At 67.0% G+C, this 26,154-nt stretch carries 22 protein-coding genes; 12 read left to right on the top strand and 10 right to left on the bottom strand.

Translation table 11 applies throughout. The features are described from left to right. The first annotated feature begins 33 nt into the window (after positions 1-33). Entirely contained in the window at positions 34-450 is a 417-nt protein-coding gene (locus tag STHE_RS05925) for a DUF1801 domain-containing protein (protein ID WP_012871662.1), read from the top strand. Between the two features lie 40 nt (positions 451-490). Further along, positions 491-1,258: a GNAT family N-acetyltransferase gene (locus STHE_RS17855; RefSeq protein WP_012871661.1), complete on the top strand. Its 768-nt coding sequence runs from the start codon at positions 491-493 to the stop codon at positions 1,256-1,258. Between the two features lie 565 nt (positions 1,259-1,823). On the opposite strand, the gene nfi is transcribed toward STHE_RS17855, so the two are convergent. The 3 genes from nfi to STHE_RS05905 are packed head-to-tail and all read right to left on the bottom strand — an operon-like array spanning position 1,824 to position 3,986. Continuing rightward, positions 1,824-2,498, bottom strand: a complete 675-nt coding sequence (gene nfi, locus STHE_RS05915; RefSeq protein ID WP_012871660.1) for a deoxyribonuclease V — start codon at positions 2,496-2,498, stop codon at positions 1,824-1,826. A 33-nt stretch (positions 2,499-2,531) separates the two neighbouring features. Next, positions 2,532-3,476 carry a methionyl-tRNA formyltransferase gene (gene fmt, locus STHE_RS05910; RefSeq protein WP_012871659.1) on the bottom strand — a complete coding sequence of 315 codons (945 nt, stop codon included), beginning with the start codon at positions 3,474-3,476 and terminating at the stop codon, positions 2,532-2,534. Between the two features lie 6 nt (positions 3,477-3,482). Beyond that, positions 3,483-3,986 carry a Rab family GTPase gene (locus STHE_RS05905; RefSeq protein ID WP_012871658.1) on the bottom strand — a complete coding sequence of 168 codons (504 nt, stop codon included), beginning with the start codon at positions 3,984-3,986 and terminating at the stop codon, positions 3,483-3,485. A gap of 134 nt (positions 3,987-4,120) precedes the next feature. Between STHE_RS05905 and STHE_RS05900 the strand changes: the two genes are divergently transcribed. The 7 genes from STHE_RS05900 to STHE_RS05870 all read left to right on the top strand — a co-directional run bounded on the left by STHE_RS05900 (position 4,121) and on the right by STHE_RS05870 (position 13,484). Further along, positions 4,121-8,566, top strand: coding sequence for a DUF2298 domain-containing protein (locus STHE_RS05900; protein WP_012871657.1), 4,446 nt, complete (start codon positions 4,121-4,123; stop codon positions 8,564-8,566). After that, positions 8,563-10,929, top strand: coding sequence for a DUF2298 domain-containing protein (locus STHE_RS05895; protein ID WP_012871656.1), 2,367 nt, complete (start codon positions 8,563-8,565; stop codon positions 10,927-10,929). Before STHE_RS05900 ends, STHE_RS05895 begins: the two co-directional genes overlap by 4 nt. Positions 10,930-11,077: 148 nt before the next feature. After that, positions 11,078-11,614 (top strand): translation initiation factor IF-3, encoded by a 537-nt coding sequence (gene infC / locus STHE_RS05890; protein ID WP_217155856.1) that lies wholly within the window; start codon positions 11,078-11,080, stop codon positions 11,612-11,614. 31 nt (positions 11,615-11,645) lie between these two features. Beyond that, a complete protein-coding gene (rpmI, locus tag STHE_RS05885; RefSeq protein ID WP_012871654.1) occupies positions 11,646-11,846 on the top strand; it encodes a 50S ribosomal protein L35 in 201 nt (66 codons plus the stop codon). A 32-nt stretch (positions 11,847-11,878) separates the two neighbouring features. Next, positions 11,879-12,232, top strand: a complete 354-nt coding sequence (gene rplT / locus STHE_RS05880) for a 50S ribosomal protein L20 (protein ID WP_012871653.1) — start codon at positions 11,879-11,881, stop codon at positions 12,230-12,232. Between the two features lie 14 nt (positions 12,233-12,246). Beyond that, a complete protein-coding gene (locus STHE_RS05875; protein ID WP_041398869.1) occupies positions 12,247-13,110 on the top strand; it encodes a TrmH family RNA methyltransferase in 864 nt (287 codons plus the stop codon). Between the two features lie 80 nt (positions 13,111-13,190). Next, positions 13,191-13,484 (top strand): HU family DNA-binding protein, encoded by a 294-nt coding sequence (locus tag STHE_RS05870; RefSeq protein WP_012871651.1) that lies wholly within the window; start codon positions 13,191-13,193, stop codon positions 13,482-13,484. Positions 13,485-13,647: 163 nt separating this feature from the next. On the opposite strand, the gene plsX is transcribed toward STHE_RS05870, so the two are convergent. The 7 genes from plsX to mtnP form a co-directional block, all read right to left on the bottom strand. After that, the gene (gene plsX / locus STHE_RS05865) at positions 13,648-14,688 is read right to left on the bottom strand and encodes a phosphate acyltransferase PlsX (RefSeq protein WP_012871650.1); all 1,041 of its coding nucleotides are present in this window, start codon (positions 14,686-14,688) and stop codon (positions 13,648-13,650) included. Positions 14,689-14,719: 31 nt separating this feature from the next. After that, on the bottom strand, positions 14,720-16,636 hold the full coding sequence (gene gyrB / locus STHE_RS05860; protein WP_012871649.1) for a DNA topoisomerase (ATP-hydrolyzing) subunit B: 1,917 nt from the start codon (positions 16,634-16,636) through the stop codon (positions 14,720-14,722). A 14-nt stretch (positions 16,637-16,650) separates the two neighbouring features. Then, positions 16,651-17,631, bottom strand: coding sequence for a hypothetical protein (locus STHE_RS05855; RefSeq protein ID WP_012871648.1), 981 nt, complete (start codon positions 17,629-17,631; stop codon positions 16,651-16,653). An 18-nt stretch (positions 17,632-17,649) separates the two neighbouring features. Continuing rightward, on the bottom strand, positions 17,650-18,018 hold the full coding sequence (locus STHE_RS05850; RefSeq protein ID WP_012871647.1) for a metallopeptidase family protein: 369 nt from the start codon (positions 18,016-18,018) through the stop codon (positions 17,650-17,652). A gap of 149 nt (positions 18,019-18,167) precedes the next feature. Further along, positions 18,168-19,829 carry a peptidoglycan D,D-transpeptidase FtsI family protein gene (locus STHE_RS05845; protein ID WP_012871646.1) on the bottom strand — a complete coding sequence of 554 codons (1,662 nt, stop codon included), beginning with the start codon at positions 19,827-19,829 and terminating at the stop codon, positions 18,168-18,170. Continuing rightward, a complete protein-coding gene (locus tag STHE_RS05840; RefSeq protein ID WP_012871645.1) occupies positions 19,826-21,136 on the bottom strand; it encodes an FtsW/RodA/SpoVE family cell cycle protein in 1,311 nt (436 codons plus the stop codon). Before STHE_RS05840 ends, STHE_RS05845 begins: the two co-directional genes overlap by 4 nt. Before the next feature lie 95 nt (positions 21,137-21,231). Continuing rightward, entirely contained in the window at positions 21,232-22,119 is an 888-nt protein-coding gene (gene mtnP / locus STHE_RS05835) for an S-methyl-5'-thioadenosine phosphorylase (RefSeq protein ID WP_012871644.1), read from the bottom strand. A gap of 196 nt (positions 22,120-22,315) precedes the next feature. Between mtnP and STHE_RS17850 the strand changes: the two genes are divergently transcribed. From STHE_RS17850 to STHE_RS05820, 3 genes are read left to right on the top strand one after another with little or no spacing between them, the layout of a single operon-like run. Next, positions 22,316-24,025, top strand: coding sequence for a cellulase family glycosylhydrolase (locus tag STHE_RS17850; protein ID WP_012871643.1), 1,710 nt, complete (start codon positions 22,316-22,318; stop codon positions 24,023-24,025). Beyond that, on the top strand, positions 24,022-24,750 hold the full coding sequence (locus STHE_RS05825) for a hypothetical protein (protein ID WP_012871642.1): 729 nt from the start codon (positions 24,022-24,024) through the stop codon (positions 24,748-24,750). The genes STHE_RS17850 and STHE_RS05825 overlap by 4 nt, the downstream gene beginning before the upstream one ends. Continuing rightward, entirely contained in the window at positions 24,747-26,144 is a 1,398-nt protein-coding gene (locus tag STHE_RS05820) for an O-antigen ligase family protein (protein ID WP_012871641.1), read from the top strand. The genes STHE_RS05825 and STHE_RS05820 overlap by 4 nt, the downstream gene beginning before the upstream one ends. The last annotated feature ends 10 nt before the right edge of the window (positions 26,145-26,154 follow it).

Here is a 26,154-nt window from a genome sequence, read left to right as displayed (position 1 = left end):
TATTGATGCACGTCAAGCGAAGGAGAGCCAGATTTGGCGCCGAGCACCGAGGCCCAGAGCCCGGAGGAGTATTTCGAGCTGCTGGACGAACCGCGGCGAAGTGAAGTCCAGCAACTGCATGAGTTCATCCGCGCGACGGTCCCAGACCTGGCTCCGGTCATGATCTCCGGCATGATCGGCTACGGGCCGTATCGTTTTCGCTACGCCTCCGGGCGTGAGGGAGACACGGCCGTCGTGGCTCTGGCCAGCCAGAAGCGGTATATCTCTGTCTACGTCCATGCTGTGGTCGACGGGCAGTATGTCCCGGAGCGACATAAAGAGCGTCTCCCGAAGGCCAGCGTCGGAAAGAGCTGCATCCGTTTCAAGCGCCTTAGCGACGTGGACTGGGACGTTCTCGGGGACATCCTCCGTGAAGCCGCCCACCATGGCGGTGCCTATGCCAAGGAATGACCGGATGCCGTCCACAGGCGGGCGGTGAGAGGAACCGCGGGTGCACCCCAGCGTGGGAGAAGCACCGGGATTGCAGGCCGTGCTGCGAGGCGTTCTGGACGACGACGAGCCTTGCTTCTTCGAGCACAAGCTCGACACTGAGGCAACCGCGATGACACGGTTCCCGACCCGTGATCGGGAGGCCCAAGAGGAGCACTGGTCGAAGGTCCTGCGCGATGGCGTGGCGGTCGCCCGCATGATCCTGGTTGACGGCCGGGTGGCAGGCAACATCGTGAGCTGGAACGACGCGGGCCGGCGGATGGTCGGTTACTGCATCGGCCCGGATTACTGGGGTCAAGGCGTCGCGACGCGCGCGCTCGCGGCCTTCCTTGAGGATAGAAGAGGTCTTCCTAGAGCTGCAATACGAGTGTATGCGGATAAGTGCGCTTATCCGCAAATCGGTTCGCCCCGTCCCGACACCGAGATGGCGCCCCTCTGCCTCGCTGGCGCGAGCGTGGGTGGCATCGTGGCCTCGTACAATTGCCAGGAGCGCGTCCAGGTGCCCGGGACCGTCGAGGGCCACTCTTTGAACCTGTCATGGGACGCGATCCGTTTGTACCAGCCATCGCGGGCCGCCGATTGGCTTGTCTGCCTACGGATCGTGTCGTCGTCCGCCAGAGATACGCGTCGCAGCGGACGACGTTCGGGCTACCTAGGTGTTCCATGCTGGATCCATCCCGGATTCTTCCGTTTCCGGTGCCAGTTGATAGAGGGCGTCCCACCAAGCCGGTCGATTATCCCAGCGCATGAGGGCCGACGGAATGCCTGATTGCCCGTGGATCCTGACCCTAGCGACCAAGAGTGCGATCACGGCACCTCGCTTCCACTGATTATGTCCACTGCCAGTCGCGGGCTACTCTACTGCCAAATCGGTGCTTAGGGACAAGCCTTGATGACGGTCGACACCTCGATCACGGGCGATCCCGAGGCACGCGCACTCCTGCGGCGCGCCCATGATGGTGGGAATCCTGAGGGTTTCGGTGGGTTCAATGCCAAGTTGACCTGCTCGGTGGGCGACACGACAGCCGAGGCCAATTTGACGGTCCTGAATCCGCGTCAAGTCGAAGGATCCTACAGTACCCAGGAACTCGCTCTGCGCCGGGCGGTGATGCCCCAGCAGAGCCTGGTGCAGTTCGCGTTCACGGCTGGGGATGTTGGGATGATGGGCCGTGCGCCACATGGGTCGCGGAGTCGTTGGGTAACACCGGGGCGGAAGTGGACGAGGAGACGATCGTCATCTGTCCCCGGCACAGCCAACGCGCAAGTGGCAGGGCGCGTTCGGTCTTCCGGTCTGGGGCCAGGGAAGAGCACAGGGGTCAGCGTCGAGGTCAGTCTCAAGGTGCGTCGGTGGGGAGCGTGCGGGCGGTAACCTGCGCCAGCCGGTGTGCCCGGCGCGACGGTTCCGGAAGGCGATAGCGGGTAGTCGTGCGAAGCGTCCAGTCGACTGCCTCATCCAGTGTGATGAGATGGCCGACCGAGACGTAGACCGGGGTGACGCCGGTGCGGGTGCGGACGGCCATGCCGACGACCTCGTCGTCGGCCACGAGGGGCGCAACGCTTCCCCGTTCCTCCCCGAGTGGATCATGGCGGCCGACGAGGATTGACTTCGCCACGCCGATGGTCGGTAGGCCCAGTTCAACGCCGAGGTGGCAGGCGATACCGGCACGGCGGGGGTGCGCCCGTCCTTGCCCGTCCGCCAGGATCAGATCCGGCTCCTGGGCTAGACCGCGGATCGCTTTAAGGCACAGCGGTGCCTCGCGGTACGAGAGTAGACCCGGAATGTACGGGAAGGTGAGCCGCCCGGTGGCGACATGGTGGTCGATCTCCTCGAGCGAGGGATAGGTGTAGGCGACGGCGGCGGCGACGCCCCACGAGCCGCGGAGGTGAACGTCAACCGCGGCGATGACGGTCGGCGCCTTCGTGAGCGAGCGTTCAATGACGGCGTGGGCCAGCTCCCGCTGGCGCTGGCGGTACTCTTCAATCAACTCGGTGGGAACCGAGTCGGCCATCCGTTCTCACTCTCCTACCTGTGGGCAACTCTCCTACTCCACCGGCGCAAACCGCGCACCATGGGGGAGACGCGCGCCGCGGGCCCAATCCTCGGCCGCCATCTCGCGCTTTCCCTCCGGCTGAACCCGCAGGAGAACGAGGTCGGTGGTCCCGGTGGCGACACGGGGAGGACGGGCTGACACATTGATGGTGCCGGGGGGTTCTGTGCTGGGCTTGTGGGATATGTCGCAGGCAAGCACCGCCAGCCGCCGACCTTCGAGGATGCTCCACGCCTTCGGCCATGGCTGCATCGCCCGCACCAGCCGCTCGATTTCCGCGGCGTCTTTGCCCCAATCGATCCGCGCGTCGGCTGTGGTCAACTCCCGGGTGTAGGTCGCGGCCGCGTCGTCCTGCGGCTCGGCTTCAAGCTCCCCGGCGACCCAAGCGGCGACCACATCCGGCAGCATCTCCGCGGCCAGGTTGGCAAGGCGCTCTGACAGGGTGCCGGCCGTCTCCGTCCCATCGAGCGGTACCCGGCGCTGGGCGACAATCGGGCCCGCGTCCATGCGGCGAACAAGCTTGATGATCGAGATCCCCGTCTCGGTGTCGCCATTCAAGATAGCCGCCTGCACCGGCGACGAACCGCGATAGCGCGGCAGCAGCGACGGGTGCACGTTGAGGCACCCGAGGGGCGCGAGATCGAGGACGGATTGGCGGAGGATCTCTCCGTAGGCGACAACGACCAACACGTCCGGTACGGCGGCCGCGAGGCGCTCCACTGCGGCCGGGTCTCGCAGCGTCTCAGGCTGGAAGACCGGCAGGCCCAACTCTATAGCCGCGTCCTTCACCGCTGGTGGTCGTGGCCGGCGGCCGCGACCTGCCGGGCGATCCGGCTGGGTAACTACGAGCGGGATAGTGAACCGCGCGTCCAAGGCGAGCGCGCGGAGCGAGGGAACCGCGAATGCGGGGGAGCCAAGGAATACAACAGAGATGGCCATGGCAGCCTATCGATGTGAGGCACGTGCGTGCCGGTATGCCGCTTCGGCCAGGAGGCTGAACGCCTGCGTCACGTTCTCCCCCGTCTTGGCGGAGAGGAAGCCGTGTGGCGAGCCGAGATGCCGCGCCAGCACTCGGCCCCACGTCGGCGGGAAGACGAGCCCGAGGTCGATCTTGTTGCCGACGATGATCAAAGGCGCGTCCGGGGCATACCGGACGCAGCGGGCATGCCACTCGGTCAACGCCTGGAGCGACGCGGGCTCGGTCACGTCGTAGACCAGCATTCCGGCCTGGGCTCCGATGTAAAAGTTCGGCCGGTTGCCTGCCTGGCCCTCGATGTCCCAGATCGCCAGGCGGATCGTCTCGCCGTCGACGCTGAACTCCTGCGTGGTGATATCGATGCCCAGCGTGATGTTGCGGGCCTCGCTGAACTTTCCCTTGGCATACTTGCGGATCAGCGAGGTCTTCCCGACGTTACCTTCACCGCCGACGATCACCTTGAGGGTGCGCATGGATGCGTTCCCATCGTCGAGGACAAGGGTTGTGCCGCCACCCACAACCCGTCGCCCGAGTATAGGCGTCGCCCAGACAGAGGGTCAACGGTCCGATTGTCCTGGTATGGCCCCGCTGTTATGATTTCGCAGCGATGAGGAATGTACTCGTACCCCGCGCCGGTTGGTATATCGTCGTTGGCGCGATCCTCGCCCTCGCCCTGGGCCTCCGACTCTTCGGTCACAATTGGGATGATGGCTGGTACCTTCACCCTGACGAGCGCTTCATCGCCATCGTGGTGAGTGACCGCATCAACGCCCCGGCGGTTGGTGAGCTGTCGTCGATCTTTGATCCGGCCCGGAGCCCGCTCAACCCTCGTGCCGACGACGCCGACGGCAGGCCCCAGTCGTTCGCCTACGGCAGCCTGCCCCTTTACATCGTGGCGATCGTCGGGTGGTTTGTCGGTCACCTGACCGGGGTTGACTACCACGCCTACCAGAACGTGGCGGACCTGGGCCGCCCCCTGACGGCGCTGCTCGACACCGCCACCGTGCTCCTCGCCATGGCGTTCGCACTTCGGGTCTACGGGCGAGCCGCCGCCGTGCTCACCGGACTCCTGCTCGCCGCCAGCGTCATCCTGATCCAACTGGCCCACTTCTTCACGACCGACACCTGGATCACCTTCTTCTCAGTCGGGACACTGTTTGCGGCGCTGCGCCTGTGGGAGACCCGAGGGATGCGCTGGGCTGTCTTGGCCGGTGCCGCGGTGGGCGCGGGGTTGGCGACAAAGGTCAGCGTCGTCACGCTCGTGATGCCGGTGCTCGTCGCGGCCCTGGCACCCAACCTACATGGCCGCTGGCGGTTCGTCGGGCGCTCGGCAATGCCCCTGCTCGGCGCTGCAGCGGTCGCGGCGCTGCTCGTCTTCGCCGTATTTGAGCCGTACGCACTGTGGCGGCCGGTCCCCTTCGTCGAGGACGCGGTGACCCAGTGGGAGATCGTCAGCGGCCGGTTCGACGTGCCCTTCACCCGGCAATTTGTCGGCACGACCCGCGGCGTGTACCAGATCGACAATCTGGTCCGCTGGGGGCTCGGTCCGCCGCTCGGGCTTGCCGCCATCGGCGGAACGGTCGCCGGCATTCGGCGCACGCTGCGTCGCCGCACCCCGGGTGATGTCATCCTCGTGACCTGGGTCCTCTCCTACTTCGCGCTGGTGGGGATCGCCGACGCGAAGTTCCTGCGCTACATGGCCCCGATCGTCCCGGCATTGGTCATCCTCGCCGCCGCGTGGCTCACGGACCTGGCCGGCCGCCAGGCCATCCACCGATGGCGCCGGGTGCTTGCTTGGAGCCTGGTCGGCCTCGTCGCACTGGGGACCGTCGCCTGGGCGCTGGCATTCGTGCAGATCTACACGCAGACGCACCCCCGGATCGCGGCATCAGAGTGGATCTACCGCAACATCCCACCCGGCGCGACCCTCACCGCCGAGTACTGGGACGACGCTCTACCAATCCCCATCGGCGGGCGGCCCGCGGACACGTACCGGACACTGACGCTCGACCTCTATGCCGACCGGGACAACGAATCGGCCTTCGCCTACCTTACCGGACAACTGGCAGAGGCCGACTACATCGTGCTCTCCAGCGACCGGCTATCCTCGTCGATACCGCGCCTGCCCTGGCGCTACCCGGTCTATACGCAGTACTACCACCTGCTCGAGAGCGGCCAGCTCGGCTTCCAGCTCGTCTACCACGGCACCAACTATCCGCGACTGGGACCCGTCACGATCGTAGACGACTCGGCCGACGAAAGCTTCCGCGTCTACGACCACCCAGAGGTACGCATCTATAAGAAGGTCGAGCGGCTCTCTGCCGACGAGTTGCGCCAGCGCTTCGCCTGGGCTCTGGCGCAGCCGTGGTCGCCGACCCGCGAGCGACCGGACAATTACCTCCTGGACGGCATGCCGCCCGGGCAGCGCCTGGCCGCGGATGACCTTGGGTGGTCCGCCAGGCTGACGCGGAACGGCGCGGCCGCCACCGTCGTCTGGCTCGTCGCGCTCGCGGTGCTGGCGCTCGCGACACTGCCAGTGACGCTGCTCCTGCTCCGCGCCTTCCCGGACCAGGGATGGGGTGTCACACGGACCGTGGGTCTGATCGCTGTCGGCTACATCGTCTGGATCGGCGCAAGCCTGGGCGTGAGCCGCTTCACGCTGCCCTGGATCATTGCCGCCGTTGCCATCACCGCCTTCGCAGCCTGGAGTGGGCTCCGCGCGCACCTGCCGGCACTCATGCATGAGGTGCGCGCCCGCTGGCCAGTGATCGTGGCGAGCGAAGTCGCCTTCCTCATCGGGTTCGGGTTCTTCCTGCTGCTCCGCTCCCTCAACCCCGACCTCTGGCACACGTACTGGGGCGGCGAAAAGCCGATGGAAATGGCCTACATCAGCGCCATCGGGCGGAGCGCTACCTTACCGCCATACGTCCCGTGGTTCGCGGGCGGTGTGATGAATTACTACTACTACGGCTTCTACCTGGTGGCCCTACTGTGGAAGCTGACCGGCGTGCCTCCAGAGATCGGCTTCCAGCTCGCAGCCGCCACGCTGGCGGGTTTGGTCACCGCCGGAGCCTTCAGCCTGTCAGCAGCGCTCTGCAGCCGCGTGCTGCGCCTCGAACGTCCACGCACGATTGTAGGCTGCGGCGTTGTGGGCACGCTCTTGGCCGTCGGCATAGGAAACCTCGACGCGCTCGGTCAGATTCTGACGACCGGTTCGCTCAGCGTCGACTACTGGCAAAGCAGCCGAGTCGTCGACTACGCCATCACGGAATTCCCGTACTTCAGCCTACTCTGGGCCGACGTGCACCCCCATCTGCTGGCGCTGCCGGTGACGCTGCTGCTCCTCGCGCTGCTCTACGCCTGGCTACTCCGCCCGCCGGACACCCGCGGCGGAGCCTGGCCGTGGCTTTGGAGCGGTGCCGTCGCCCTGACCGGCGGCTCGATTGCGGTCATCAACTCCTGGGACCTCCCGCTGACCGTCCTGTTCACGGGAGCCGTGCTGGCAACCGCCGCGCTCCGGAGCAAGCGATCTCCCGGACGCTCGGTCGTGCTTGCCGTGCTCCACACCGTTGCCCTCGTCGCTATTGCCCGCTGGTTGTTCGAGCCGTTCTTCAGCCGCTTTGTCGTCCTGGTAGGCGGGGTTGCCCGCACGACGGAGGGCACACCACCGCTCCAGTACCTGGTCCACTTCGGGCCCTTCCTCGGGATCCTCGCGGCGGCAGGCGGGACGTTCGCTGCCCGGCAGCTCACGACGCGGGAGAAGGCACGGGACAGTAGCCAGAGTGATACGGTCGCCGCCCTGGCTGCCGTCGTCACCGCACTTGGTGGGTACACGGTCGTGGTCCTGTTGCTCGGACCGGTTGGATGGCTCTCGCTGGGTGGGATCGCGATCACCGTCTTCGGCGCGGCGATGATGGGATTCGGCGTCCCTATGGTGCTTGGCGGAGGCATCCCGGCGGCCCGGCTCGTCCTGCCGCTCCTTGGCGTCCCGGTGGGCGCTCTGGCACCCGTGCGGCCGACCGCCGCGGCGCTCATTCCCGCGCTCGCCGTCGCCGCGGCGCTCTGGTTCCGCCTGCGTGAGCGGCCGGGTGCAGCGATGGCTGCGCTCGCGTTGGCGGCTGCCGTCGGCATCGGGCTGGGGGTGGACCTCGTCTACGTCGTCGACGACCTGAGCGGCTCGGATTGGGCCCGAATGAACACCGTCTTCAAATTCTACTTCCAGAGCTGGGCCCTCTACGCGCTGGGCGCGACGGTCGCGTTGGCGTGGCTGATCCGAGTCGCACGTTCGGACATCGGCTCAGCCCCGATCGGCCTCGTGGCCCGTCCGCATGCTCGCGGCCATCAGCGTCGTGGGGTAGAACACACCGTGCCGTCCCTGGTGGCCCGCGCGGCGCTCGCAGGTGCGGTGGTCCTCATCCTGGCTGGCCTCGCGTATCCCTTGTTCGCCACCCGCACCCGGCTTGCCGAGCGAATGCCGGGCAGTCCCACCGCGCCGACGCTGGACGGTTTGGCCTGGATGCGAGGCTCGTGGATCGCGAACGCGGCGGGGCAGCCCATCGACTTCAGCGGAGACTACGACGCGATCCAATGGCTCCGCGAGCACGCCGACGGCCTCCCCGTCATTCTGGAGGCCAGCATCGGACCGTACCGCGGCAACGGGAGCCGCATCTCAGCCGCGACCGGGTTGCCCGACGTGCTCGGCTGGGACCGCCACCAGCGCCAGCAGCGCCCCTGGCCGGAGATCGACGAGCGCCTGCTTGATGTGCGGCGCATCTACGCCAGCACGGATGTCGGGGAGAAGCGCACGCTCCTGCGCCGCTACGGCGTGCGCTACATCGTCGTCGGCGACGTGGAGCGCTTTACGGTGATCCAGGCACCCTTCGCCGGGGCAACGCAGCCGGCCGAGCCGTACGCCCCGCCCGAGGGACTGGCAGCCTTCGACCAGATGCTCGGCACCGACCTGCGGCTCGCGTTCGAGTCGGGGAACACTCGCATCTACGAGGTGCTCCCGTTCCCCAGCCTCGCGCCGCTGGCAACCCGGGGGACACGATGAGCGTTGCCGGCTCGTTGACGCAGGCGCTCGTCTGGTACGGCGTCGTGCTCACGCTGAGTGCGCTGCTCTACCCGGCCGTCTTCCGGGCGACGCCCGGCCTCCCCGACCGCGGGCTGAGCCTCGCGGGGCCGCTGGGACTCCTCTTCGCCGTTGCTGGACCGTGGTGGCTGGCGGCCACAGGAATCACCCGCTTCACCGACACGCTCCTGGTCGCGTTCCCTCTTGTCATCGGCGTCGTCCTCTGGGTGTGGGAAATCCGTCGCGGCGAGATACTCCCCTACCTCCGGCGCAACGTGGCAACGGCGCTGCTCTGGCCCACCGTTGCGCTGGCACTCTTCCTGGGTTATGTCGTCTTCCGCGGGTTCAACCCCGACGCCGCCTATACCGAAAAGCCGATGGACATGGCGATGCTGGCGAGCGCCATCCGCGCGACCGAAATGCCGCCGCCTGATCCGTGGTTCGCCGGGGAGCCGATCAACTACTACTACCTGGGATATGTCTTGATGGCCGCCCTCGCCCGCATCTCCGGAACCACCCCGGGCGTCGCCTTCAGCCTCAGCCTCGCGACCACCTTCGCCTACGCCACGGTCGCGGCTGCGGGTACCGCGACCAACATCGTCCGCGCTGCCTACGCCGGCAAGCCTACAAACGGACGCGGCAGTGCAGGGCTGGGTGGAGTCCTCGGTGCGTTCCTCCTCGTCGGCATCGGTAACCTGGTGGCGCCGCTCCGCTTCCTGCGCGACCCATCGGCGACGCTCGAGGCCGGCTGGTGGACCGGGGTCGGCTGGCAGGCGTCGCGCGTGATCGTAGACCACGGCGTCCCGGGGTCCAGTGGGCCGCGACCGACAATCAACGAGTTCCCCGCTTTCTCGTTCGTCTTAGGGGATCTCCACCCGCACGTCCTGGCCTACCCACTGTTCATCGCCACGATCGGGCTGGCGGTAGGGCTGTTTTTCCAGGGGGCGAGTGGACGATCCCGTGGAGGTCTGCGACCACTCCTCTCCCCGTTGGCAGCGAGCGGGATCGTCGCAGGGACGCTCTATGCGATCAATTCCTGGGATCTTCCGACCGCCCTGGCGCTCACCGGCGGCGGGCTGCTCCTGGGGGCGGGTCGCTGCCAGCTCCGACGCGTCATCGCGGCGCTCGGCGTCCTCGTCGGCGCAGCCCTGCTCACCGCGTTGCCATTCGCGCTCGACTACACGCCTGCCGTCGGGACCAGTGCGGATGGCATCCCTTCCTGGATCGCCGACCTCCCTGTCGTCGGTCGGCTCGTCCGCACCATCGGTATCGTGATCTGGCCACGCAGCGCGGCGACGTCGCTCCTCACGATCTACGGCCTGTTCCTGGGGATCACCGCGCTCCTCCTCTCTGCCCTCTGGTTCCTCAGCCCACGTTGGCGGCGCCCGGCGGGAGGACTGCTCGCGGCGGCCGTGCCCATCGCCGTCGGGATCGGGTCCGTGGCGAAGTTCGCGGCCCTCTGGGTCATCGGCCTCCCACTGGCGCTCCTGCTGTTGCTGCTGCGGCGAGCGCCAGCCGAACCGGCGCTGCGCGCGACGGGGGCGCTCCTCGCATTCGGCTGGGCACTGGTTCTGGTTCCCGAGGTCGCGTTCCTGCAAGATGCCTTTGGTGACCGGATGAACACCGTCTTCAAGGTGTACTTCCAGGTCTGGGCGATCCTGGCTGTCGCCGGCGCTTCGGCGATCGTCCTGGCGTTGCCTCACTTGCGGAGCGTCTTGGGCCGCGCGCCCACCTGGGCTGCGGGCGGAGTTCTGGCGCTTGTCATGCTCGGCGCCGCACTCTACCCGCCGCTGTCCGCGTACCGCTGGACGGATGGTTTCCGCGAGTGGCGAGGCTTAGACGCCCTCGCCTACATAGCCAACACGGCTCCGGCCGAGGGAGCGGCGATCCAGTGGCTGGCAGAAAATGCGCGGCCCGGCGACGTGGTGCTCGAGGCGCCCGGCTGCTCCTACGGCGTGGCGGCCGGTTTGCCCCATGATCGGGTGTCGATGGCCACGGGGATCCCAACCGTGATCGGCTGGCACTTTCACGAGTACCAGTGGCGCAGCGGTCGCCCGGCAGAACTCGCCGACATCGGGCAGCGCCAGGAGCACGTGAACGCCATCTACAGCGACCCCGCGAGCCCGATGGCCCGCGACTTGCTGGAACGATACCGTGTACGCTATATCTACGTGGGCACGCACGAGCGCGAGGGCTATGAGCCTGGGTGCACGGTCGGCCCGCCCTATCCTGCGGAACGCCTCGCGGCGTTCGAGCAGCTTGGCTGGCCACGGGTCTTCGAGCAGGGCGATGTCGTCATCTTCGAGCGCCCTGACGACCCGAATCTGGCGAGTCGGCCAAATTGACCGCCTTGCCGCGGCTATGCTAAGATTTCGAACGAGGTTCGCCTGATTGCCGCAGCACGCGCGGTCGTCGATGCTGCGGCTCTGTATTGTTCAACGGGAGGCATCCATCAGCACTACCAGACCGGTACGAACCAACGAGCGGATCCGCGTGCCGGAGGTTCGCCTCATCGACGAGGACGGCACGCATATCGGTGTCATGCGGACACGCGACGCGCTCGAGATGGCGCGGGAGCGCGGCCTCGACTTGGTCGAGGTTCAGCCGAATGCGTCGCCGCCCGTCTGCCGGCTCATGGACTACGGCAAGTTCCGGTACGAAGAGAGCCGGCGCGAGCGGGAGTCGCGCAAGAAGCAACGAGCGGTTGTGGTCAAAGAGGTTCGGCTACGGCCCAAGATCGACGACCACGACCTCAACACGAAGGGCCGGCAAGCCTACCGGTTCCTGCAGTCAGGGGACAAGGTAAAGATCACCGTCCTCTTCCGCGGGCGCGAGATCGCGCACCAGGACATCGGCGAGGGTCTGCTCAATCGACTGGCGGAGCAGTTGGCTCCGGTCGCGGTGGTCGATCAACCACCGCACATGGAAGGCCGGACCATGGTGATGATGCTGAGCCCGAAAGCCCCCGCCCCGGAGCGTGGCGAGGCTGAGCGGCCCGAGGCGAACGAGAGATCAGGCGCGGAGCAGTAGGCTGCGCCACGGGAGCGAGAAGGACACAGCGATGCCGAAGATGAAGACCCACAGCGGTGCCAAGCGCCGCTTCAAGATCTCCGCGGGTGGCAAGATCATGCGCATGCATGGCGAGCGCAGCCACCTCCGCCGCAAGAAGGCCAAGCGCCGGCTGCGAGCATTCGACAAGATGGTCGAGGTCGCCCCAGCGAGCCGCAAGCAGCTCCGCCGGCTGCTCCCGTACGGCTCCTAGTCCGGCGCGTCTGACGAGGGAGTGGACACGAGATGGTTCGCGTCAAGCGCGGCACCGTTGGGCGCCGTAGTCACAAGAAGATTCTGAAGCAGGCCAAAGGCTTCCGCGGCTCGCGTAGCCGCCGTTTCAGGACTGCGAATGAGGCGGTCATTCGGTCGCTGACTAACCAGTACCGCGACCGCCGCAACCGCAAGCGCGACATGCGCCGGCTGTGGATCGTGCGGATCAACGCCGGTGCGCGCCAGCACGGCCTGCCCTATGGCCGCTTCATCGAGGGGCTCAACAAGGCCGGCGTTGAGGTTGACCGGAAGATGCTCGCCGACCTGGCGGTGCGCGACAGCGTTGCATTCGGGCGGCTGGTCGAGGTGGCCAAGCAGGCGCTGTGAGAGCCGCGGAGGCCATGGGTGACTTTGGACCGACGGTCACCAGCAGCCAGAACCGATGGGTGAAGCTCGCCCGATCGCTTCAGAGACGGAAGGCCCGCTACACTGAGCGGGCTTTTCTTGTTGAGGGCGTGCGCCTCCTCACTGACGCCCTCGATGCGGGCGCTGTCCCGTCGGTCCTCTTCATCGACGCAGAGAAGGAGCACTCCGCGCTAACGGAGCTGGCGACGGCGGCCCACGCACGCGGCGCGCGGGTAATCCCGGTGACCAGTGCCCTGCTCCGGTCGATCGCTGACACCGAGACGCCACAGGGCGTTGTCGGCATCGTCCCCTTCCCGGAACTCGGCGAGCGTGGCGACATTGGCGCCGGAGCCACCGCGCCGCTGTTTCTGATCGCCGACGGCATCCGCGATCCGGGAAACCTGGGGACGCTGCTACGCGCGGCACTCGGGGCCGGCGCGCACGGCGTGTACGTGACCGCGGGCACAACCGACCCGTTCGCGCCGAAGGTGGTCCGCGCCGGGATGGGAGCGCATTTCCGCCTCCCGATCGCCTACCTGGACTGGCGGGCGCCGGCCCCCCACATCGCCGGGATCGCCACCCGGATCGCCGCCACCGGCGACGCGGAAACTGTCTACGACGCCATCGATTGGACCGCCCCGGCCTGCGTGATTATCGGCAGCGAAGCTGAGGGGCTTTCCCCGGCCGCACGGGAGTTTGCGACCGGGACGGCGCGCATCCCGCTGGCAGGCGGTCTGGAATCGCTCAACGCCGCGATGGCGGGAACCGTGATCCTTTTCGAGGCCGCGCGACAGCGCCGGGCACGTGAATTGCGCGGTGAAGGTGAGACGATAAGCGTACATACGCGCCACAAAGCTTGATCTAGCATCGAGATGTGCTATAGTGGACGCGACGTTTCGTCACAACGGCCTTCGCGGCCGACGATGGGAGGGATCGACTCATGAGGAAGAGCGACCTCGTCAAGGCGGTGGCACGGAAGGTTCAGCAGCCGGAGAGTCACGTCAGCACGGTCGTCAACGCCACCTTCGATGCGATTCGCGAGGCGCTGGCGTCGGGTGATGAAGTCGCCATCACCGGCTTTGGCACCTTCCGGATCAGCGAGCGGGGTGCGCGCGAAGGCCGCAACCCGCAGACCGGCGAGCGGATCACCATCCCGTCGCGCCGCAGCCCGAGCTTCAAGCCGGGGACGCAGTTGAAGCGTGCGGTGAGCGGCGAGGCCGCGGCTGCCGACTAGTTCAGCAAGCCGATAGCGAACCTGGGCGGGACTCGCGTGCAGAAGTCCCGCCCAGTATGCGTTCCGTGGAGTGCACACCAGCGCATGAGGACGGGGAGCGCCGGCGCCTCGGTGATGTGTCTGTGTGCGCCGCCCTGCTCAATGGCAGAGGTAGGCTCTCACTCTAACCCCGTCGGGCCTCTTTATCCACCATTCCGCCCAGAAGGGATTCGACGAGCCCGGAGGTTGCCGCTCGATGTGCCGCGGCGACCGCGTTCATGATCGCGGTGCTGTCGGACCTGCCGTGTGCAATGATCACGATGCCCCGCACGCCGAGCAGCGGCGCGCCACCATACGCTCGGTAGTCCAGGCGACGGACCGCCCGGCGCAGCGTCCCTCGAAGGAGCAACGCAGGGATCCGGGTATACCACCTGGCGGTCAACGCCTCCCGCAACGCGGCTTGCACCACTGCCGCGGTCCCCTCCGCAGTCTTGAGCACGACGTTCCCGGTGAACCCGTCGCAGACCACGGCGTCGACCGCCCCGGAGGGAATCGCGTTGCCTTCAACGTTCCCGACGAAGTTGATGTCGGGCGTCTCCGCGAGGAGGCTGTGCGTCTCCCGCACCAGCGCGTTCCCCTTGATGGCCTCCTCGCCGTTGCTGAGCAGTCCGATTCGTGGCTCTGGGACACCGTTCACGTGGCGCAGGTACGCGGAGGCGAGGCGCGCATACTGCACCAGATGCTGCGGCCGTGGGTCCGTCACCGCCCCCGCGTCCAGCAGCAGCACGGAGCCCCCCGCGATCTTGGGAAATGGGATCGCGATCGCCGGGCGGTCGATTCCCGGCAGGCGTCCCAGACCGAAGAGCGCCCCGGCCACCACCGCTCCCGAATTGCCGGCGGAGACGAACGCGGCCGCTCGCCCCTCCTTGACCGCCTCGAGGGCCACCGGGATCGACGCACGGCTCTTCCGCCGCACTGCGGCGACCGCCTGGTCTTCCATGGTGACGACTTCGGGGGCGTCGATGACGGTCAGTCCAGGGAACGGGCCGCCGAGCCCACGGACGAGACGCTCGACCTCTGCTGCGCGCCCGACCAGCGCAACCGGGATCCCCAGCTCCCGCACGGCCCGGACGCCGCCCTCGACCGGCTGCTCCGGGGCTCGATCACCGCCTGATGCATCCAACGCGATCGGCAGGGCTTCCCGCGACGTCGCGGTTCCCTCCAAGGCTTTCCCGGCCCTCTCCAGCCGTTCCGGATCAGACGTCAAGGTTCTGCACTTCGCGCGCGTGCATCTGGATGAAGCGGCGGCGCGGTGGCACAGCGCTCCCCATCAGCATGTCGAAGGTCTCATCAGCCCGCACCGCGTCTTCCAGCGTCACCTGGAGCAGGGTGCGGTTCTCAGGATCCATCGTCGTCTCCCAGAGCTGCTCCGGGTTCATCTCGCCCAGACCCTTGTACCGGACGATCTCCCACGTCTTGTTCGGGCCGCCTGCGGCGATGATCTCGTCCCGCTGCGCATCCGAGTAGACGTAGTGGATCTCCTTGCCCGACTGCAGGCGGTAGAGCGGAGGCTGGGCGATGTAGAGCCGCCCGTCAACGATCAGACTCTCCAAATGGCGGAAGAAGAACGTCAGCAGCAGGGTCCGAATGTGCGCCCCGTCCACATCAGCGTCGGTCATCAGGATGATTCGGTGGTAGCGGAGCTTCGACGGGTCGAACTGATCGCCGATCGACGTGCCGAGCGCCGTGATGAGGGCGCGGATCTCCTCGTTCTGGAGCATCCGGTCAAGGCGCGCCTTCTCGACGTTCAGGATCTTCCCGCGAAGCGGGAGGACCGCCTGGAAGCGCCGGTCGCGCCCCTGCTTCGCCGAGCCGCCCGCCGAGTCACCCTCGACGATGTAGAGCTCCGCCCGCGCTGGGTCCCGCTCCTGGCAGTCCGCGAGTTTGCCGGGCAGGCTGAACGTGTCGAGAGCGCCCTTGCGCTGCACCAGCTCGCGCGCCTTGCGGGCCGCCTCCCGCGCACGCGCCGCGGTGACGCACTTGTCCACGATGCGACGGGCAGCTTGCGGATTCTCGTTCAGGTAGGTCGCAAGGGCGTCGTTGACCACCGACTGGACTTGGCCGGCAACCTCGGCGTTCCCGAGCCGCCCCTTGGTCTGCCCCTCGAACTGCGGCTCGGGCAGCTTGACGCTGACGATGGCTGTCAGGCCCTCGCGGACATCCTCACCGCTGAGGTTCTCATCGGTCTCCTTGAGGAAGCCGGCCCGGCGCGCGTAGTCATTGATCGTCCGTGTCAGCGCCGCCTTGAAACCGGTCAGGTGCGTGCCGCCGTCGATCGTGTTGATGTTGTTGGCGAAGGTGTACGTCGACTCGGCCACGCCGTCGTTGTACTGCAGCGCCACCTCGATCAGGTTGCCGTTCACTTCCCGCGAGACGGAGAACGGCCGCGGCTGGAGCACCTGGCGGCGGCGGTTTAGGTGCCGCACGAACGAGACGATTCCTCCGTCGAAGTAGAAGGACATCTCGCGGTCGGTGCGCTCATCCCGGAAGCTGATCTGGAGCCCCTTGGTCAGGTAGGCGATCTCCCGGAAGCGCTGCATCAGCGTATCGAAGTTGTAGTTGAGCGACTCGAAGATCGTAGCATCCGGTTTAAACGTGGTCTTGGTGCCGTGCTCGTCGGGACCAACCTCGCCGACCTGCTCCACCGGCGTGACCGGCCGCCCGCGCTCGTATCGCTGGCGATACAGCACCCCGTCCTTGCGCACCTCGACAACGACCCATTCCGACAGGGCGTTGACAACCGAGGCGCCGACGCCGTGGAGCCCGCCGGAAACCTTGTACCCGCCGCCGCCGAACTTTCCGCCAGCATGGAGGACAGTCATGATGACCTCCAGCGCCGACTTCCCCAGCTTCGGGTGAACATCCACCGGGATGCCGCGCCCGTTGTCCACGACCGTCACCGCGCTGTCGGGATGGATGGTCACGTCGATCCGGTCACAGTACCCGGCCAGGGCCTCATCAACGCTGTTGTCGACGATCTCGTACACGAGATGGTGGAGGCCACGAATGTCGGTCGTCCCAATGTACATACCCGGGCGACGACGGACGGCTTCCAGTCCCTCCAGCACCTGGATGCTGGACGCGTCGTACTTGGAGAGAAGTGCTTCAGCCACGAAACTACGACCTTTCAACTCGCTGGGCCAGCCGGGGAATGGGACAGTGGACCGGGTTGGCCCAGCGCCCGCGCCCGGTCCCGGTAGAAGAGCATCGCCGCAGCGATGACCCCGGTTGCGATGAAGGCGTTCCCACCCATGGCCAGCACCACACCCACCGGAGAGCTGGTGAGGAGGTTGAGCGCCACAGGTACGCCGTTACTGATCACGAAATAGACGACGATGAATCCGGCTGCTCCCCAGATATTCCGCCGCACAACGTTGTAGCTGAGGTAGATGGCGCGCAGCGGACCAACATCCGACACCACGATCGCGTACTGCGCAAAGAACAGCAGGAAGAACAGCCACATCCCGGCCGACCAGGCGAGCAGCACCAGGAGCGGCACGGCATTGATCCCGATTACCATCAGCAGCACGCTGGTGAAGACGACCGGCAGGATGAGCAGCATCGCGCCGAGGATCGTGATGACCACGAACCCGAGCATCCGCACGGCGTTGCGACCGGCATCGCGCCAGAACCGCCGGCTGAAGGGCTGCGCCCGTACCAGATACGCCACTCCCGTGAGGTACAGCGTGCCCACGATCAGGCCAGTGACGACCAGCGCCGCGGCCAGCGGCGGGATGGCCCACCACGGCAGGTCTGTCAACCACAGCCGGTCACCGACCGCCGCGACGGCACCACGACCGAGCTGACCGACCAGCGTCGGGATGCTCACCCCAAGTAGAGAGAAGAGGTCGAAGTTCTCCCCGAACCTCACGACCTGATCGATCGCCTCAGCGTCGACATTCGGGAGGGAGCGGAGCCACCGCTCCGCCTCGTCGGCAAGGGGCTTGACGGAGAGACTCGCGCCGAGCCAGAGGTAGAGGTCGAGCAGCACCGGGACGAGCGCCAGGTACGGGCGCTGGACAACCAGAGCAAATGCCTCTCCGAACGTGTCGATGATGCCCGGCAGCTTCTGATTGTCCGCCTCGCTCGGTCGCCGTTGACTCTGCACGTGGGCTCCGTCTCCTCCTCAGTAGCGGCCCAACTCGCGAAGCCGCTCATCGGAGATGCCAAAGTGGTGGGCAAGCTCGTGGATCACAGTGTCCCGCACGATCTCCCGTATCTCGGCGTGCGTGCGGGCGTAGCGCATGATGGGTCCCTTGAAGATCGTAATCTTGTCCGGAAGAACGAACCCGTACCCCTCACGCTCTGTCTGGGGCACGCCTTCGTAGAGTCCGAACAGGGTTCCGCCGCCGACACCGGCCGCTAGTCGCTGCTCTCGGGTTGGCTCGCGCTCGATCACGACGTCGACGTTGTCCAGGGCGGCCAGGAACTCTTCCGGAAGGTCATCGAGCGCCTGAACGACGAGACGTTCAAACACCGATCGGCTGATAATCACTCCCGACCTCCCAAGCCTGCCGCACCCGTCAATTATACCAGGATCATTGTCTGCATACCAAAATCGGGGCCGTGACGGTGGCCCCGATTGGCCCGCGGCGAGCGAATATTCGGCGTTTCCCGGCTAACCTGGAGGCATCAATCGGGCGCCTACTCGCCGGACCGCTGGAGGGCCGCGCGGAGCATTTCGCGGCCGATCGGCAGTGCCGTCGTGTTGCCACCACCGCCGCGCTCGACGACGACCGCGACGACGTACTCCGGCTCCTCCACGCCCGCGAAGCCGATGAACCAGCCATGCGGCGGCCCGTCGCCTGCCTCGGCGGTCCCCGTCTTGCCGCCGACGAGGTAGCCCGGTATAGCGGCGTCACTTGCCCAGCCGTTCTCCACCGCGTGCACCATCATGTCCCGCAGGACGGCGGCGGTTTCCTCGGAGATCGCACGCTTCCAGACTTCGGGAGAACGGGTCTGAAGCGTCTTCCCGTCGTACGTGCTGACGCGCTGGACGAGGTACGGGCGCATCATCTCGCCACCGTTCGCCACCGCGTCGGCGACAAGCGCCATCTGCAGCGGGGTGACGAAAAGCTGTCCCTGTCCGAACGCGGTGTCCGCCAGCGCCGCGCGGTTGTTGAGGAAACCCTCTTCTTGCGAGATCCGGCTCACCGCCACCGGCAGGTCAAACGGGATCTCTTGCTCGAATCCGAACCGCGTCGCGTACTGCATCAGCCGTTCGGCTCCAAGCTGAAGCCCGACCTGGGCGTACACAACGTTGAGCGACCAGCCGTAGGCCTCGTCAAGTGTGTAGCTCACCCGGTTCGGGTCGGGCCGGTTTTCTTCTGGGATCACGCGCCCGTCGACGGTGAGCGCACCTTCGTCGCGATAGACGGTGTCCGGAGCCGCCACGCCGGTTTCGATCGCCGCCGCCGCAGTGACCGTCTTAAAGACCGAGCCGGGTGCATAGAGGCCCTGCGTGGGGCGCGTTAGAAGCGCGGAGCTACCGGGCTGCGTCAGTTCCGCCCAGTACGCCTCAGCCGCCGCGATCTGGGCCTCGGAATCCGGACCCGCGTTGGTGTACAGCCGTGCCGGGTCATACGTTGGCGAGCCCGCCATCGCGAGCACGGCGCCCGTCTTGGCCTCCATCAGCACGACGGCACCGGCCTGATCGCCCAGCATCTCGTGGGCGAGGCGCTGTAGGTCGAGGTCGATCGACAGCTCGAGGTCATAGCCGCGGCGCTCGCGGTGCAGGATTCCGTCCAGCCACTCGGTGAAGGGGTTGCCGCCCTCCTCACCGCGCAAGTAGGCATTGTAGGTCTGCTCAAGTCCGCTCAACCCGTACGCGAGCGGCGAGTAGAACCCCGCCAGGTAGGTGGCCGCTGGATCACCGTATTCTCGCCGCCACGTACCATCCGGGTTGATCACTGTGTCCGCGATCGGCTCTCCCCCTGCCGCGAGGATACGGCCGCGCGCGACCTTGGCCGAGACGATCGCCTGTCGCGGGTCCATAACCGTGCCCTCTTCCGTCGGCGCGGTCCGTGAACTGATCTCGTCGGCATCGACCACCTGGAGGCGCACCAACTGGACGCTGACCAGGACGAAGACGGCGAACAATACCGACGCGGTCCGTGTCAACGAGCGCTCGAAGTTGTTGCCCCCACCCGCCGGGAACGAAGGCCAGAGCGCCACCACCAGGAGGAAGAAGGTGACCGCGACCACTCCGAGCCACGCGACCTGGTCTTCCTGACCGAGGGCAAAGAGACCGTAGGCTACCACCAGCGCCGCGGCGACGAGCGCGACCGCACGGACGAAGAGTCTCATCCTCGCCTCCACTCCGGGTCGCTGGTTCGCAGCAGCAAGGCGACGATGATGAAGTTGGCCAGGAGCGAGCTACCACCGGCGCTGATGAACGGCAAGGTCACCCCCGTAAGGGGGATCAGCCGGACAACACCGCCGACAATGATGAGCGTCTGCAACGCCACGATCGTGGTCAGCCCGGTCGCGAGCAACCGAGCAAACCCGTCCTCAGCCCGCAGCGCGATCAGGAAACCACGGCCGATCAGCAACAGGTACAGACAGAGAACGCCGATCGTCCCAAGCAGCCCCATTTCCTCCCCGATCACCGCGAAAATGTAGTCCGTCTCGACCACGGGGATGAATTGGGGATATCCATTTCCGAGACCAGTCCCGAACAGCCCCCCGGCGGCCATCGCGTAGTCCGACTGGATCGGTTGAAGTCCCCTGCCCCAGGGATCCACCCACGGGTTGATCCAGTTCTGCACCCGATCGGCGATACGGCCGAAGAGCTGGTATGCGATGTAGACGGCAGCCGCAAACGACGCGGCTCCAACGACGACGTAGAGGGTCCGCCCGGTAGCGACGTAGAGCATGACGAGGAAGATCCCGAAGAAGAGAAGAGCGCTCCCGAGGTTGTTCTGGAGCACCACCGTCCCCACGGCGATGAGCCACATCAACACCATCGGGAGCAGGTACGGAATCGGCGGCAGGTTCAGCGGTCCCAGGCGCCAGACACTGTTGATCGCCGCGCGGTGGTCGTCCAGATAGGCGGCCAGGAACACGACGAGGATGAGCTTGACGATCTCATCCGGTTGGATCGTGACGATCCCCAGGTCGAGCCATTGCCGGGCTCCGTTCACTTCCTGGCCGAAGACGAAGGTGATCGCCATCAGCAGCACGCCGGCGAAGGCCCAGGTGTACTTGTACCGCCTCAGCCAGTCGAGCTGGCGCACGAAGGTCATCATGCCCCAGAACAGCACCAGCCCCATCGCCAGGTAGATCAGCTGACGCTCGGGCAAGCGGGCCCAGGCGGCGCCCTTGGCCTCTAGAACCGGCTGCAGGCGCTGGGTCATGAGCAATCCGAGCCCGGCGAGCATCGCCACGATTGGGAAGAGCACCTGGTCCCCTTTGAACCCGGAGATGCTGAGCCAGGCGCTGATACCGATCAGCATGGCCACATAGGCGAGGCTGACCCAGATGTCTCGCCAGGTCCACTCGACGGTGCCGGTGCGTGCCAGGAAGATGGTGAGCAGCCCGACGATGGCCATCAACGACGGCACGACGAGCAACTGGAACTCGGTGAAGCGGAACCGGCGCAATGCCGCCAGCACGCGGCAGAACCCTTCCCGTCAGACCGACCGACGCGCCACCCGGCCACTGCCTCGGGGTGGCTGCAGCCCGGAATCTTACACGCTGGGACACCCGGTCAACCGGTCGGCTCCAGGGGGAGGTACCGGCCGAGGAGGAGCGAGAGGCGTTCCCGCGTGGCCGGAAGGACGGCTTCCGGTGCCGTCGCGATGGCGTTTCTTAGCGCCGTACCGCACGTGCACGCGGGTTCCTTTGCAAGCGAGGGGATCACGGCGCGCAAGACCGCTTGAGCCGTCTCGACGTTCTGGTGCAGGTTCTGGATCACCTGCGCCACGCTGACGTCCTCAGCGCTCTCGTGCCACACGTCGTAATCGGTCACCAGCGCCAGGATCCCAAAGCACAACTCCGCCTCGCGCGCCAGGCGCACCTCCGGCATCGCCGTCATGCCGACCAGATCCATTCCCCAACGCCGGTGGAGCTCCGACTCCGCGCGGGTCGAGAACTGCGGTCCTTCGATGCAGAGGTAGGTACCGCTTGAGTGGACGCGGGGCGCCACCGAGTTTGCGGCCGTGATGAGCGCCGCGCGCACCTCCGGGCAGAATGGGTCGGCCAGCTCGACGTGAACCACAGGGGCCGTATCGAAGAAGGTCCGGGGACGATCAACGGTCCGATCGACGACCTGATCCGGTACGACCAGGTCGAGCGGGTGGATATCTTCGCGCAGGCTGCCCACCGCGCTCACGGAGATAACGCGACGAACCCCGACCGCCTTCAGCGCCCAGAAGTTGGCCCGCGCCGGAACCCGCGACGGGTGGTACTCATGATGCCGTCCGTGGCGCGGCAGGAAGGCGACGCGTACCCCCGCCAGTGTCCCAATCGCCAGCGGAGCGCTCGGCGGTCCAAAGGGCGTGTTGATCTCTACCTCCTCCACGTCGGTGAGATACGGCATCTTGTAGAGCCCACTCCCGCCGATCACCCCGACTACTGCGCGCGGCTCGTCCGCCATGGCACCCTCCTCCGTTCCGATCCCGCTTGCACGGCCATTGTACCCGCCGTCCAGCGGCCCGGCGCCGTCCTCGCAAGGGGGCGACTGCTATAATCGGGCGCGCGTCTGCCGCCACTCCGAGCCGTGCCGGGGCGGCCCGGTGCCAGGGAATGCGTGGTCAGCCCGCGCGTGCTCGGCGACCTGGGACGCGAGGCACATGAGCCACACAGTAGCCCCACAGCAAGACATCCGGGCGGGCGTTCGAACCACGCGCCGGTCCTGCGCCGGCACGATTGCCGCGCTATTCCTCCTCATCGCCAGCCTCGGTCTAGAGGCGTGGAACATCTACGTCCGCGCGCCCTGGGCACCGGTCCGGGAGCGACCCACGCCGATCCAGACGATCACCTTCGCGCAGGTCAATCCCTACGGGGTCAACACCTTCCTCGCCGACGATGTCGAGCCGTGGAAGCGCGAGAAGACGATGGAGATGATCGCGGCGGCGGGCATCGGGTGGATCAAGCAGGGATTCCTTTGGAGCGAGATCGAGCCTGCCCGTGGCAGCCACTGGGACGAAAAGTGGCAACAGGACGCCTGGAAGAAGTACGACGAGATCGTTGCCCTCGCCGAGCGTTACGGCGTCCGAATTATCGCCCGGCTCGACCATACGCCCGCCTGGGCACGTCCACCCGACACGACGCCGAATACCCCGCCGACGGACCCGGAGGACTTCGCCAACTTTGTCGCGACCTTCGTCCAGCGCTACCGTGGCCGGGTCCAGTTCATCCAAATTTGGAACGAGCCGAATCTCGCGGTCGAGTGGGGCGGCCGGGTCGATCCTGCCGGCTACGCACGGCTCCTTGAAGCGGCGTACCGGCGTGCGAAGGCGGTAGATCCCAATGTCGTGATCCTCAGCGCGCCGATGGCGATGACGACCGAGCATTCCGACCGCGCGATGCCAGAACTGGACTACTGGCGGGAACTCTACCGCCTCGGCGCGGGCGCCTACTTCGATATCATGTCCGCCTCCGCTTACGGCCTGGACCAGCCTCCGACAGCCGAGCCGCATCCCGACCGGATCAACGTCCGCCGGATTGAGCTCCTGCGGGAAGTCATGGTTGAGTTTGGTGACGAGCACAAGGCAGTTTGGCTCAACGAATACGGGTGGAACGCGGCACCGGACACGATGGATGCGGACCAGCTCGTCTGGCGACGAGTAACCGAAGACCAGCAGGCGGCGTGGACCCCCGAGGGGATCGCGTGGATGCGCGAGAACCTCCCGTGGGTCGGGACAGTCAGCATCTGGTACTTCCGCCAGATCGGGAACATCCCGCCGAGTGACCCGCTGTACTACTTCCGTATCGTCGATGTCGAGTTCACACCGCGCCGGGCGTACCTCACGGTCCAGCGCGATGCGACCGCCCGGCAGCTCGCCCTGCCCGGGATCTACGGGGAGATGGAGGCGCCGATCGTCGCCTTCGGTACCTGGCCGCGGGTCAGCGACCAACGGGCCATGGGCGGACAGTACATCCGGTCGGATCAGCCCGGCGCCGCGATCGAGCTTCGCTTCTCCGGTTCGGAGGTGACACTGCTGCTCCCGCCCGTTGCGCCGCGTGGGCGCCTGTACGTGGAGGTCGACGGACGTCCGGCCTCGGGGGCAGGCATCCAGCGCGACAGCGCCGGCCGCGCCTACATCGACCTGAGTTCCCTCCCGGTAGGCACGCGCGAGATCCCCATTGTCTCCGGCCTCGGCAGCGATCGGCCCCAGGCTGAGCACCGGGTACGGCTCACCCTCGGCTCCGCCTCGGAGCTGGCAATCGACGGCGTCGCCGTCGCGTACCGCCGGACCTATACTCAGTTCGGCGCGTACGCGCTCGCGGGGCTCGCGGGAGTCGCCGCCGCCGGCATTTTGATGAGACGACGCCCATGATGATCGATCACGCCGAGGACATTCAACCGACGCGCGGCTTCCCACCGCGGAGTCCCCGTCCGGGCCTCACCGCCAGGCGGCTTGCCACGGCCGTGCCCGTGCTGCTCCTTGCGCTCCTGTGGGGCATCCACCTCGAAGCAACACTGCCTTCCATCCGCGTGCCCGGGCCCGAGCGCGCGGCGAGCGCCGGGATCCTCGCCCCGGGGGAGCACCGTGTCGTCGACGCCCCTGTCGAACTGGTGGGCGACTGGTACACCCAGCCACTGGGCGATGTCACCAGCGTCGTGACCGACCAGCCCGGTGCCGCCGCCCGCCTCCGCATCCACGGCACACAGGTGCTCCTGACCGCGCGCGTCGGTCCCGAATCAAGCCGCGCCTACATCACCGTGGACGGCGAACCGGTGCCGGATCTGGAGCGTGACGAACTTGGCAGCTTCGTGCGCCTGCGGGCCAGCAAGGCCGCGGACCGCGACATCGTCGTCGTCAGCGGGCTCGCCCACGGCGAGCACGACCTGACCATCACCAACGGCTCCCAGGGACAGCTCGCCATCTCCGCTATCATCGTCGAGGCGCAGACGCCCTTTCCCTGGGCCTTCGCGCTCTTCTACGGCGGGGTGCTGTTGCTTCTCGTCGTGGCGCTGCGAGGACTTGCTTGGGAGGCGGTCCACCGGCTCGGCTGGGCACCCGCGGCACGGGCCGAATCCCCAAGTGGAGGCCGCCGATGAAGGCCACCCGGGCGTCGGAGTTGGGCCAGGCGGCCGAGAGAAGGTACCCGGTTCCCTCCTGGGGCGCGAGTGCTGTGGCCGCGTTGGCCGTGGCCGGGCTGTATGCCAAGCCACCGATGCCGGTCGTCGCCGCGTTGTTGTCAGTGGCTGTAGGCGTCGCGGCGATCCATCCGCCTGGCGTGCTCGCCAGCATCGCGGCGGCCCTCGCGCTGATCGATGTTCCCGTTCCGTTCGGCGCACTGCGGTTCAATCCCGCCGAGGTCCTGCTTGTGGCGGCGCTCGGAGGCATTGCCCTGCGTGCCGGTTTCGCTCTACTCCGTAGCGGTATTCCCGCCGTCCGGTACGCGATGGGACGCGCACGTACCCTCGCCTTGACCGGCTTCGGTCCGGTGGCGATCGCGCTGCTGGTAGTCGGCACCCTGTCGCTCTTCACCGTCGCTGACCCGAGCCACCGTGCCGAGAGCCTGCGCGAGTACCGCTGGGTCATCCTGGAGCCGGTCGTGTTCGCCTTCCTCCTGCGCTGGTACCTCACCGACCGGTCCGACCGTTGGCTCACCGCCTGGCTGTATGCCGGTGCGGCCGCTCTGGCTGCCATGTATGCCGTCGTAGCCGGGCTAGGGGGGAGTGGACTGGCGGTCGAGGGCGTCGTGCGCATCAGCGGCACCTACCCGCATCCCAATGCCCTGGGGCTTTATCTGGAGCGGGTTGTCCCATTCGCAGTTGCGCTCGGGATCGCGTTCAGGTCGCGCTTGGACCTCCGCGGGCTGGCATTAGCGGCGCTCTGTGCGGCGGGCCTGTTGCTCACCTTTTCCCGCGGTGCCTACCTGGGTGCCGGGGCCGGCCTGCTTGTCGTCGCCTGGTTGGCGGGACGCCGGCGGATGGCCGGAGCGCTGGTCCTTGGCGCCGTGGTCCTGGGTGGTGCGCTGGTTCTGGTAGCGGGCGAGCGGCTGCTAAGCCTCTTCTCAGGTGGGAGTGGCTCGCTCCGGCTCGCGATCTGGCAGTCGTCGCTGGCGATGATCCGAGACCATCCCATCACGGGAGTCGGGCTGGACCAGTTCCTCTACCAGTACGCCCCGCGATACGTGTCGCCCGAAGCCTGGCCGGAGCGGTTCACCTCGCACCCTCACAATATTGTCCTCGACCTCTGGCTTCGGCTCGGTATAATGGGCCTTGGCGTAGCCGCAGCCTACGCCGTGGTGCTCGTCCGCCGAGTTCACCGCATCGTCGGCCAGCAGAGCCGGCTCGGACTTGGTGCTCTGGGCGCACTCGTTGCCGGCGCTACCCACGGGCTGGTTGACAACGGCTACTTCCTTCCTGGTCTGGCGCTTGCCTTCTGGCTCGTGACTGCGATCATCGACCTTGAGGTCGGTCGAACCGGCGGTGATACCGGCTAAGGAGGCATCG

Source organism: Sphaerobacter thermophilus DSM 20745, from assembly GCF_000024985.1.
GTDB lineage: Bacteria > Chloroflexota > Chloroflexia > Thermomicrobiales > Thermomicrobiaceae > Sphaerobacter > Sphaerobacter thermophilus.
This window is presented reverse-complemented; position numbering and strand designations above follow the sequence as displayed.

Bases quoted from the DNA above. Each gene is read 5' to 3' on its own strand.
- STHE_RS17850 (WP_012871643.1), top strand. From the start codon at position 22,316: ATGAGCCACACAGTAGCCCCACAGCAAGACATCCGGGCGGGCGTTCGA.
- STHE_RS05820 (WP_012871641.1), top strand. From the start codon at position 24,747: ATGAAGGCCACCCGGGCGTCGGAGTTGGGCCAGGCGGCCGAGAGAAGG.
- STHE_RS05845 (WP_012871646.1), bottom strand. From the start codon at position 19,829: ATGAGACTCTTCGTCCGTGCGGTCGCGCTCGTCGCCGCGGCGCTGGTG.
- STHE_RS05895 (WP_012871656.1), top strand. From the start codon at position 8,563: ATGAGCGTTGCCGGCTCGTTGACGCAGGCGCTCGTCTGGTACGGCGTC.
- mtnP (WP_012871644.1), bottom strand. From the start codon at position 22,119: ATGGCGGACGAGCCGCGCGCAGTAGTCGGGGTGATCGGCGGGAGTGGG.
- rplT (WP_012871653.1), top strand. From the start codon at position 11,879: ATGGTTCGCGTCAAGCGCGGCACCGTTGGGCGCCGTAGTCACAAGAAG.
- STHE_RS05870 (WP_012871651.1), top strand. From the start codon at position 13,191: ATGAGGAAGAGCGACCTCGTCAAGGCGGTGGCACGGAAGGTTCAGCAG.
- STHE_RS05900 (WP_012871657.1), top strand. From the start codon at position 4,121: ATGAGGAATGTACTCGTACCCCGCGCCGGTTGGTATATCGTCGTTGGC.
- STHE_RS05905 (WP_012871658.1), bottom strand. From the start codon at position 3,986: ATGCGCACCCTCAAGGTGATCGTCGGCGGTGAAGGTAACGTCGGGAAG.
- rpmI (WP_012871654.1), top strand. From the start codon at position 11,646: ATGCCGAAGATGAAGACCCACAGCGGTGCCAAGCGCCGCTTCAAGATC.
- fmt (WP_012871659.1), bottom strand. From the start codon at position 3,476: ATGGCCATCTCTGTTGTATTCCTTGGCTCCCCCGCATTCGCGGTTCCC.
- STHE_RS05875 (WP_041398869.1), top strand. From the start codon at position 12,247: ATGGGTGACTTTGGACCGACGGTCACCAGCAGCCAGAACCGATGGGTG.
- nfi (WP_012871660.1), bottom strand. From the start codon at position 2,498: ATGGCCGACTCGGTTCCCACCGAGTTGATTGAAGAGTACCGCCAGCGC.
- STHE_RS05825 (WP_012871642.1), top strand. From the start codon at position 24,022: ATGATGATCGATCACGCCGAGGACATTCAACCGACGCGCGGCTTCCCA.